7 protein-coding genes and 1 rRNA gene are annotated in these 10,245 nt (G+C 72.9%); all 8 read left to right on the top strand.

Going from position 1 to position 10,245, the window contains the following annotated elements; all coding sequences use genetic code 11:
• A 5S ribosomal RNA gene (gene rrf, locus ACZLKG_RS12160) occupies positions 1–79 on the top strand; the annotation flags it as partial.
• Positions 80–392: 313 nt separating this feature from the next.
• Positions 393–2,096 carry a dihydroxy-acid dehydratase gene (gene ilvD / locus ACZLKG_RS12155; protein ID WP_425709862.1) on the top strand — a complete coding sequence of 568 codons (1,704 nt, stop codon included), beginning with the start codon at positions 393–395 and terminating at the stop codon, positions 2,094–2,096.
• A 133-nt stretch (positions 2,097–2,229) separates the two neighbouring features.
• Complete coding sequence (locus ACZLKG_RS12150; RefSeq protein WP_425709861.1) at positions 2,230–3,642, top strand: hypothetical protein; 1,413 nt, start codon at positions 2,230–2,232, stop codon at positions 3,640–3,642.
• 401 nt (positions 3,643–4,043) lie between these two features.
• Positions 4,044–6,092, top strand: coding sequence for an acetolactate synthase large subunit (locus tag ACZLKG_RS12145; protein ID WP_425709860.1), 2,049 nt, complete (start codon positions 4,044–4,046; stop codon positions 6,090–6,092).
• 10 nt (positions 6,093–6,102) lie between these two features.
• Entirely contained in the window at positions 6,103–6,627 is a 525-nt protein-coding gene (gene ilvN, locus ACZLKG_RS12140) for an acetolactate synthase small subunit (protein ID WP_425709859.1), read from the top strand.
• Positions 6,628–6,763: 136 nt separating this feature from the next.
• The gene (gene ilvC / locus ACZLKG_RS12135; RefSeq protein ID WP_425709858.1) at positions 6,764–7,792 is read left to right on the top strand and encodes a ketol-acid reductoisomerase; all 1,029 of its coding nucleotides are present in this window, start codon (positions 6,764–6,766) and stop codon (positions 7,790–7,792) included.
• A 123-nt stretch (positions 7,793–7,915) separates the two neighbouring features.
• Positions 7,916–8,995 carry a 3-isopropylmalate dehydrogenase gene (locus tag ACZLKG_RS12130; protein ID WP_425709857.1) on the top strand — a complete coding sequence of 360 codons (1,080 nt, stop codon included), beginning with the start codon at positions 7,916–7,918 and terminating at the stop codon, positions 8,993–8,995.
• 122 nt (positions 8,996–9,117) lie between these two features.
• Positions 9,118–10,245 (top strand): branched-chain amino acid aminotransferase, encoded by a 1,128-nt coding sequence (locus ACZLKG_RS12125; protein ID WP_463648887.1) that lies wholly within the window; start codon positions 9,118–9,120, stop codon positions 10,243–10,245.

The raw sequence follows: 10,245 nt of genomic DNA, 5'->3' as shown, positions 1-10,245 counted from the left end.
TCCGAACCCGGAAGCTAAGCCCCTCAGCGCCGATGGTACTTCACGGGCGACCGTGCGGGAGAGTAGGACACCGCCGTACACACCATTCTGAAGGCCCCCACCAACACCGGTGGGGGCCTTCAGCCATCCCTCGAGCGCACATCGAGCGGACGAGCACCGTAAGCCTCGCGCGTCAAGCGTGTCGATGACCTGCGTGACCGGTCGTCCAGCCCCGTGCCGGCCCGGAAACAGGTGATGGCGGCGCGTTGAAGACATCGCCGAACGCATCCGTGCGCCGTCGCTGCGCCGCGTCGGACCGAGAGACGTCGTATCGCACCGTCCGCACCCCCGTCGCCCGTCCTCGGTTCCGCGCGCCGAGCGTCTGCTTCGTCTCGCGTCCTAGACTCGCTGGCATGAGCTCCGACGGCGCACCCGACATCAAGCCTCGCTCCAGGCAGGTCACGGACGGCATCGAGGCCACCGCTGCGCGCGGCATGCTGCGTGCCGTCGGGCTGGGCGACGACGACTTCGCCAAGCCCCAGATCGGTGTGGCCAGTTCGTGGAACGAGATCACCCCCTGCAACCTCTCCCTCGATCGGCTCGCCAAGAAGTCGAAGGAGGGCGTGCACGCCGCCGGTGGTTACCCGCTCGAGTTCGGCACGATCTCCGTCTCGGACGGCATCTCTATGGGCCACGAGGGCATGCACTACTCGCTCGTGTCGCGCGACATCATCGCGGACAGCGTCGAGACAGTGATGATGGCGGAGCGCCTCGACGGTTCCGTGCTGCTCGCCGGCTGCGACAAGTCCGAGCCCGGCATGCTCATGGCGGCCGCACGCCTCGACCTGGCCAGCGTCTACGTCTACGCGGGCTCGATCATGCCCGGCTACGCCCGCCTCTCGACCGGGGAGGAGCGGGAAGTCACCATCATCGACGCCTACGAGGCGGTCGGCGCCTGCGCCCGCGGCCTGATGTCCCGCGAGGACGTGACGGCGATCGAGAAGGCCATCTGCCCGGGCGAGGGCGCCTGCGGCGGCTTCTACACGGCGAACACCATGGCCTCCGTCGCCGAGGCCATGGGCATGTCGCTGCCCGGTTCGGCGGCCCCGCCCGCGATCGACCGGCGCCGGGACACCGCCGCCTTCGAGGCGGGCGAGGCGGTCGTCGAGCTGCTCCGCCAGGGGATCACGGCCCGGGACATCATGACTCGTGAGGCGTTCGAGAACGCCATCGCCGTCGTCATGGCGTTCGGCGGCTCGACCAACGCGGTCCTCCACCTGCTGGCCATCGCGCACGAGGCCGACGTGGACCTCGAGCTCGCGGACTTCCAGCGCATGAGCGAGAAGGTCCCGCACCTCGGTGACGTCAAGCCGTTCGGCCGGTACGTCATGAACGACATCGACAAGGTCGGGGGAGTCCCCGTGGTCCTCAAGGCGCTTGACGAGGCCGGGCTGCTCAACCGCGACTGCATGACGGTCACCGGCAGGACGATGGCCGAGAACCTCGAGGCCGTCTCTCCGCCGGACCCCGACGGCAAGATCATCCACCACATGTCCGAGCCGATCGCCAAGCGCGGTGGCATCACCATCCTCAAGGGCTCCCTCGCCCCCGAGGGCGCCGTGGTGAAGTCCGCCGGGTTCGAGTCCGACGTCTTCGAGGGCACCGCGCGCGTGTTCGAGCGGGAGCGGGCCGCCATGGACGCGCTCTCGGACGGCACCATCACCGACGGCGACGTCGTCGTCATCCGGTACGAGGGCCCCAAGGGCGGACCCGGTATGCGCGAGATGCTGGCCATCACCGGCGCGATCAAGGGGGCGGGCCTCGGCAAGAGCGTGCTGCTCATGACGGACGGCCGATTCTCCGGCGGCACCACCGGCCTGTGCGTCGGGCACGTCGCCCCCGAGGCCTCCGACGGGGGGCCGATCGCCCTCGTCCACGACGGCGACCGCATCCGTCTCGACGTCGGCACCGGCACCCTCGACCTGCTCGTGGACGACGACGAGCTCGACCGCCGCCGCGGAACCTGGGAACCAGCTGCCCCGCGGTTCACCACCGGCGTGCTCGGCAAGTACCAGAAGCTCGTCCAGTCGGCCTCCCGCGGCGCGATCCTCGAGTAGACGACGCCGTGGTGCGCCGGCACCGACGGCAGGTGAGAACGCTGTCACTGCGGACTCACTCGCGCGGACTCATCTGTTCCCTAGCGTGGAGGCAGCGCCGGGAGGTTCCCGGCCGACGTGAGGACGCGTAGCCATGACCGACACCCCCGCTCGCCCCGTGCGTTCCGCCGCCGCCCGCATCGCCGCGCGGTACTCGCCGCCGGTCGAACGCCCCACCCGGCCCCTCCGCCCGGTTACCGACGCCCAGGTCGCCACCACCTCGCTCCCGGTTACCGACGCCCAGGCGCCCACCAGCTCGCTGCCGGTCAGCGACCCGAGGGCAGCGACGCCCGCCGAGCCGGACGACGGCCGCGGCGCGGAGCTCGTCGAGCTGTCGCCCCGCGCGGTCGATGTGCCTGTGCGCGGGGACCATGCCACGGCCGCCGAGGGACCTACCGCCGGTCCGACCGCCGCCGACCGGCAAGACCTCGGCCCGTCGGTCGCGCTGCCCCGCCTCGTCGCCGGCGCACGGCTCCTGCACGTGCTCGGTCTCCTCGGGGTCGGGCTCCTCGCCGTCGCGGCCCTCGTGCTCGTCGCCCCCGTCGTCGCTGACCTGACCTCGGCCTCGACGTCGCGTGCGTTCGCCGGCAGCGCCCTCATGGGCGCAGGCGCGATCGCCCTCCTGGGTGTCGCCCGCTGGCTGGACCACCTCCTGTCCGACCGCATCGCCCGCCACTACGCGGAGTCGCTCCTGCACCGGGTGGTCGAGCGGAGCGTCGACCACCCGGCCGCCGTGTCGCGGCTCGGTGCCCACTCGGTCCGTGCGATTCGGGACGCGACCGCCCATCTCCACGCCCGGCTCGTCCCGCTCGCCGTCGTGCTCGTCGGCGCCGCCGTCGCGCTCACGATCGTTCACCGCAGCCTCGCGCTCGTCGCCGCCGCGCCGCTCATCATGCTGGGCGCCGTGGCGGCCGCGACGGCCGCGTCGGCATCCCGCGCCACGCGCGCCGAGCGTCGCGCCAGGCACGAGCTCACCACGGCGCTCGGCTCCGCCCTCTCGCCCCCGGACACCTACGAGGTCGAGCCGGTCGCGTCCCACGTGGTCGTCGCGGGTGCCGAGCACGAGCCGGACGCGGGGGAGGACGCCGTGGCCGACACCCTGGACCCCGACGACGACGAGCTGGCCGGCGCCCGGACGCGCGACCCGGCCGCCCGCGGTGGTGCCGCTGGCGCTGGTGACTCAGCTGGTGCCGAGGCGGACCGTCCCGGCGACCTTCCGGCCGACGTCCGGACCGCGCTCGGGCGGCTCGCCGAGGCCCAGGCCGGGTCGGCCGAGGCGCTGGGCACGCTGCGCGCGGTCGGGCTCGTCGTCGTCGGTTTCGCGCTCGCCGCGGTCGCCGTCGCCGGCCACGCCGCGGGTGTGCCGGTCGGCGAGCTCGCCGGGGCGCTCGTGGTCACCGCTATCGCGGCGACGTCGGCCCTCGACGTCGCCGAGGGAGCCCGGTTCGTCCCGGCGACCGTCGACGCGCGCCGAGCCCTCGGGCGCGCCCTCGCCCACGACGAGTGAGGGCGCCTCGCCCACGACGAGTGAGGGCGCCTCGCTCACGACGAGTGAGGGCGCCTCGCTCACGACGAGTGAGGGCGCCTCGCTCACGACGACGGAGCGCGCTGCCGGCCGGGTGGACGGCCCGCAGGCCCCCGTTCCCCAATTCGTCTCACTGATCGGGAACGTGAACCACGATGCAAGACGACTGGCGTCCGCGCGGGCGGCGGGCGTACAGTGCACGTGTGCTCAGGATCAGCATTCTCGTAGTCGGCCGCGCGGCCGACGCTCGTTGAGAGCTGGTCCGGCCGCGCCCCTCGACACCCGCCGGGTCGAGGGGTTTTTGCATGCCCGGCGACACGGCTGACCCGGACCAGGGTCGTCCACGAACCGGCCCCGCGGGCCGGAGAGGCGAAGGAGGGACCATGACGAGCACGTCGCACAGCGCGCCGAGCCATTCCGCGCCCGACGACGAGGCCGCGCGCCACGACGTCGGCGCGGCCGGGACCGGGACCGACGACGCCGTACTCGGGGACGAGGTCGGCGCGCGGCGCAGGGCCGTGCCCGCCAGGGGAGCCACGCCCGGCATCGACCCGGTCGAGGCCGACATCCTCGCGACGGCGGCCGTCGCCGAGCGCACGCTCGCCCACGGTGGCACGGGCGGGACCGGCGTCGTCCTGCGGGGCGGCCGCATCGAGACAGTCGCCCAGGACGCGGAGATCACCGAGCCCTCGACGGGCGCCCGCAACATCGTCCGCGCCCTCGAGGAGCTGGGCGTCGACACGATCTTCGGGATCCCTGGCGGCGCGATCCTGCCGACGTACGACCCGCTGTTCCAGTCGGACAAGGTGCGGCACATCCTCGTCCGCCACGAGCAGGGCGCCGGCCACGCGGCCGTGGGCTACGCGGCGGCGACCGGCCGGACGGGCGTCTGCATCGCCACCTCGGGGCCGGGGGCGACCAACCTCATCACGGCCATCGCGGACGCCAACATGGACTCCGTCCCGCTCGTGGCCATCACCGGCCAGGTCGGCGCGGCGGCGATCGGGACGGACGCCTTCCAGGAGGCGGACATCGTCGGCGCCACGATGCCGCTGACCAAGCACTCCTTCCTCGTCACGGACCCGGACGAGATCCCGGCCCGCATCGCCGAGGCGTTCCACCTCGCCGCCACGGGCCGACCGGGCCCGGTGCTGGTCGACGTCGCCAAGTCCGCCCAGCAGGCCGAGGCGGACTTCGTGTGGCCGCCGGTGATGGACCTGCCCGGCTACAAGCCGACGGTCAAGCCGCACGGTCGTCAGGTCAAGGAGGCGGCCCGGCTCATCGCCTCCGCCTCGCGCCCCGTCCTCTACGTGGGTGGCGGCGTCATCCGTGCGCAGTCCACCGACGCGCTCGCCGAGCTCGTCGAGGTCTCGAACGCCGCGGTCGTCACGACGCTCATGGCCCGCGGCGCGTTCCCGGACTCGCACCCGAACAACGTCGGCATGCCCGGCATGCACGGCACCGTCGCTGCGGTGGCGGCGCTGCAGAAGGCCGACCTCGTCGTCGCGCTCGGGGCCCGGTTCGACGACCGCGTGACCGGCCGCCTCGACAGCTTCGCCCCGCTCGCGAAGATCGTGCACGCGGACGTCGACCCGGCGGAGATCTCGAAGAACCGTCGCGCCGACGTCCCGATCGTCGGGGACCTGTCCGAGACGATCCCTGCCCTCACGGCGGCGCTGCGCGACGCCCAGGTCCAGCACGGCGAGCCCGAGGTCGCGGCCTGGTGGGACCAGCTCACCGACCTGCGCACCCGCTACCCGCTGGGCTGGGCGCCCACGGCCGACGGCCAGCTCGCGCCCCAGCACGTCATCTCGCGCCTCGGCGAGCTCGCCGGACCGGACGCCGTCTACGCCGCGGGCGTGGGGCAGCACCAGATGTGGGCCGCCCAGTTCATCAGCTACGAGAAGCCGCGCACGTTCCTCAACTCCGGCGGCCTGGGCACGATGGGCTACGCGGTCCCGGCCGCCATGGGAGCCAAGGCCGCCCTGCCGGACACGCCGGTCTGGGCGATCGACGGCGACGGCTGCTTCCAGATGACCAACCAGGAGCTGGCCACCTGCGTGCTGGACCAGATCCCCATCAAGGTCGCGATCATCAACAACTCCTCGCTCGGCATGGTCCGCCAGTGGCAGACCCTGTTCTACGAGAGCCGCTACTCGTCGACCGACCTGCACACCGGGCACGACACGGTGCACATCCCGGACTTCGTCAAGCTCGCGGAGGCCTACGGATGCGTGGCGATCCGGGTGACCAAGGTCGATGAGATCGACGCCGCGATCGAGCGCGCGATGGAGATCAACGACCGCCCGGTGGTCATCGACTTCGTCGTCAGCCGCGACGCGATGGTGTGGCCGATGGTCGCCTCCGGCGTCTCCAACGACGAGATCCAGTACGCCCGTGGGCTCACGCCCGACTTCGAGCACGAGGACTGAGGGGAAGGACATGAGCACCAGGCACACGCTGTCCGTTCTGGTCGAGAACAAGCCCGGCGTCCTCACGCGCGTCACCGCGCTGTTCGCCCGTCGCGCGTTCAACATCCACTCGCTCGCGGTGGGTCCCACCGAGCGGGAGGACGTCTCGCGCATCACGGTGGTCGTCGACGCCGCCGAGCTCCCGCTCGAGCAGGTCACCAAGCAGCTGAACAAGCTGATCAACGTGCTGAAGATCGTCGAGCTCGAGCCGGGGAACACCGTCGAGCGCGAGCTCCTGCTCGTCAAGGTCCGCGCCGACGACGCCTCCCGCACCGCCGTCCTCCAGGTCGTCGAGCTGTTCCGCGCGCACGTCGTCGACGTCGCGCCGGAGGCCGTGACGATCGAGGCCACGGGCGGCGACGCCAAGCTCGACGCCCTGCTCACGGCCCTCGCGCCGTACGGCATCCGTGAGATCGTGCAGTCGGGCTCCGTCGCGCTGGCGCGCGGCTCGCGCTCGCTCACGGACCGCACGCTGGACCGCGTGCGCAGCGCCTGACCGGGCGCCCGGCGCACCGCACGCACACGCGCGCACGCACCACCCGCGCGTGATGCCGGCGCTCCCGCACCGGCGCCCGCACGACCGACGACCTGCACGAACACGACCGAGCACCAACGAACGAAGGAGGGCCCTCGTGGCCGAGCTGTACTACGACGACGACGCCGATCTGTCGATCATCCAGTCCAAGAAGGTGGCCGTCATCGGCTACGGCAGCCAGGGGCACGCGCACGCGCTGAACCTGCGGGACTCGGGCGTCGAGGTCGTCGTCGGCCTGCGCGAGGGGTCCTCCTCCCGCGCGAAGGCGGAGGAGCAGGGCCTCGCGGTCGCCACCGTGGCGGACGCCGTCTCCGGCGCCGACGTCATCATGGTCCTCGCCCCGGACCAGCACCAGCGCACGATCTACTCCGAGGACATCGAGCCGAACCTCAAGGACGACGCGGCGATCTTCTTCGCCCACGGCTTCAACATCCGGTTCGACCTCGTCACGCCGTCCGCCGGCCACGACATCGCCATGGTTGCCCCGAAGGGCCCGGGCCACACGGTGCGTCGCCAGTACGAGGACGGCCGCGGCGTGCCGGTCCTCCTCGCGGTCGAGCAGGACGCCTCGGGCACGGCCTGGGACCTCGCGGCCTCCTACGCGAAGGCGATCGGCGGCCTGCGCGCCGGCGGCATCAAGACCACCTTCACCGAGGAGACCGAGTCCGACCTGTTCGGCGAGCAGACCGTGCTCTGCGGCGGCGTCAGCCAGCTCGCGCAGTACGGCTTCGAGGTCCTCACCGAGGCCGGCTACCAGCCGGAGATCGCCTACTTCGAGGTCCTGCACGAGCTCAAGCTCATCGTCGACCTCATGTACGAGGGCGGCATCGCCAAGCAGCGCTGGTCGGTCTCGGACACCGCCGAGTACGGCGACTACGTCTCGGGCCCGCGGGTCATCACCCCCGAGGTCAAGGACAACATGGTCGCGGTGCTCGCGGACATCCAGTCCGGCGCCTTCGCCGAGCGCTTCATCGCGGACCAGGACGCGGGCGGCCCCGAGTTCGCCGCGCTGCGCAAGAAGGGCGAGCAGCACCCGATCGAGGCGACCGGCCTCGAGCTGCGCAACCTGTTCTCCTGGGTCGAGACCCGGGACGCGGACTACACCCAGGGCCAGGTCGGTCGCTGACCGGCTGCCCGCACGAGGAGCTCGACCCGGCCCGGCCCGTCGCCCCGCGCGGCGGGCCGGGCCGGGTCGGCCCGGCATGATGAACGGGGCCGCCAGGCCCGCACGGACGTGGAGAGGACAACTGTGAGCGAGCAGCGCGAGATCGACCTGGGTGTCGTCGGTGGCGACGGGATCGGCCCGGAGGTGGTGGCCGAGGCCCTCAAGGTCGCGCGCGCCGCGCTGGACGGGTCCGGCGTCACCCTGCGGGAGACCCCGTACGACCTCGGCGCCGCCCGCTGGCACCGCACCGGGGAGACGATCACCGACGCCGAGGTGGCCTCCCTGCGTGAGCACGACGCGATCCTGCTCGGGGCCGTCGGCGACCCCGGTGTCCCCTCCGGCGTCCTCGAGCGCGGCCTGCTGCTGCGCCTGCGCTTCGAGCTCGACCACTACGTCAACCTGCGGCCCGCGAAGCTGCTGCCCGGGGTCGCCACCCCGCTGGCCGACCCCGGTGCCATCGACCTCGTCGTCGTGCGGGAGGGCACCGAGGGCCCGTACGTGGGCAACGGCGGCGCGTTGCGCGTGGGCACGCCCAACGAGCTGGCCACCGAGGTCTCCGTCAACACCGCGTTCGGGGTCGAGCGCGTGGTCCGCGACGCGTTCGCCCGCGCGCAGGCCCGGCCCCGCAAGAAGCTCACCCTGGTCCACAAGCACAACGTCCTCGTGCACGCCGGCCACCTGTGGCGGCGCACGGTCGACGCCGTCGCCGCCGAGTACCCCGAGGTCGCGGTCGACTACGCCCACGTCGACGCGACGATGATCTACCTCGTCACGGACCCGTCGCGGTTCGACGTCATCGTCACCGACAACCTGTTCGGCGACATCGTCACGGACCTGGTCGCCGCCGTCACCGGCGGCATCGGCCTGGCCGCGTCGGGCAACGTCAACCCCGACCGCACCTCGGCGTCGATGTTCGAGCCCGTCCACGGCTCCGCCCCGGACATCGCGGGCACCGGGAAGGCCGACCCGACCGCCGCGATCCTGTCGGCCGCTCTCATGCTCGAGCACGTCGGCCAGGGCGCGGCCGCCGCGCGCATCGAGGCGGCCGTCGAGGCCGACGTCGCCGCCCGCGCCGGCGCCACGCGCACCACGAGCGAGATCGGCGACGCCGTCGCCGCCGCCGTCACCTCCGACGCGCTGGCCACCACCGGGGGCGAGCGATGAACGCCGAGGAGCCCACCGCCGTCGGCCAGGAGGTCGGCGACGCCCAGGTCAGCCAGGGCGAGCCCGGCGACGCGACCACGCCCGGCGGTCTTCCGCTGCCCGCGCGCGGCACCGGCCTGGACATGCCCGGGACGCCGTCGGCCGACCTGCCGCCGGCCGGCGAGCTGGCCGCGCGCGTGGCCGGCGGCCGCAACCCGAACCCCGCCGACGACGCGCGGTACGCCGAGATCATGGGCGACCTGTCATTCGGCACGGCGTTCACGGACCACATGGTCCGGGCCACCTGGACCCACGACGACGGATGGGGGCCCCTGCGCCTCGAGCCGTACGGGCCGCTGCAGCTCTCGCCCGCCGCCTCCGTCCTGCACTACGGGCAGGAGGTCTTCGAGGGCCTCAAGGCCTACCGCTGGGAGGACGGCTCGGTGCGCACCTTCCGGCCCGGCTTCAACGCCGCCCGGCTCGCGCACTCCGCGCGGCGGCTCGCGCTGCCCGAGATGCCGGCCGAGGACGTCGTCGCGTCGATCGCCGCGCTCATGAGCGTCGACGAGCGGTGGGTCCCCTCGGACGAGGGGGCGTCGATGTACCTGCGGCCGTTCATGTTCTCCTCCGAGCCCTTCCTCGGCGTGCGCGCCGGGCGCCAGGTCGAGTACCTGCTCATCGCCTCGCCGGTGGGCCCCTACTTCGTCCACGGGTTCGAGCCCGTCGGCATCTGGGTCTCCTCGACCTACCACCGGGCCGGCGTCGGCGGCATGGGCGACACCAAGACCGGTGGCAACTACGCCGCCTCCCTGCTGCCGCAGGCCGAGGCCTACGAGAAGGGCTTCGAGCAGGTCCTCTTCCTCGATGCCTCGACCAACACGTACGTCGACGAGCTGGGCGGGATGAACCTCGTCGTCGTCGGCTCCGACGGCACCGTCCGCACGCCTGACCTCACCGGCACGATCCTCCGCGGCGGCACCCGGGACGCGCTGCTCACGCTGCTGGCCGAGTCCGGCCGCGAGGTCCGCGAGGAGCCGATCGCCCTGGCCGACCTGCTCGCCGACATCCGCTCGGGCGCCGTCGCCGAGGTGTTCGCCTGCGGCACCGCCGCGGTCGTCACGCCGATCGGGCGCCTGGCGGGGGAGGACTTCGACGTCACCGTCGCCGACGGTCAGCCCGGCCAGGTCACGCGGTCGCTGCACGCCGAGCTGACCGACATCCAGTACGGCCGCGCGGCGGACACCCACCAGTGGATGTATCGGCTCGTCTGA

Source organism: Georgenia sp. Z2081 (genome assembly GCF_055326445.1).
This window is presented reverse-complemented; position numbering and strand designations above follow the sequence as displayed.

Bases quoted from the DNA above. Each gene is read 5' to 3' on its own strand.
- ACZLKG_RS12125 (WP_463648887.1), top strand. From the start codon at position 9,118: ATGCCCGGGACGCCGTCGGCCGACCTGCCGCCGGCCGGCGAGCTGGCC.
- ilvN (WP_425709859.1), top strand. From the start codon at position 6,103: ATGAGCACCAGGCACACGCTGTCCGTTCTGGTCGAGAACAAGCCCGGC.
- ACZLKG_RS12150 (WP_425709861.1), top strand. From the start codon at position 2,230: ATGACCGACACCCCCGCTCGCCCCGTGCGTTCCGCCGCCGCCCGCATC.
- ilvD (WP_425709862.1), top strand. From the start codon at position 393: ATGAGCTCCGACGGCGCACCCGACATCAAGCCTCGCTCCAGGCAGGTC.
- ACZLKG_RS12145 (WP_425709860.1), top strand. From the start codon at position 4,044: ATGACGAGCACGTCGCACAGCGCGCCGAGCCATTCCGCGCCCGACGAC.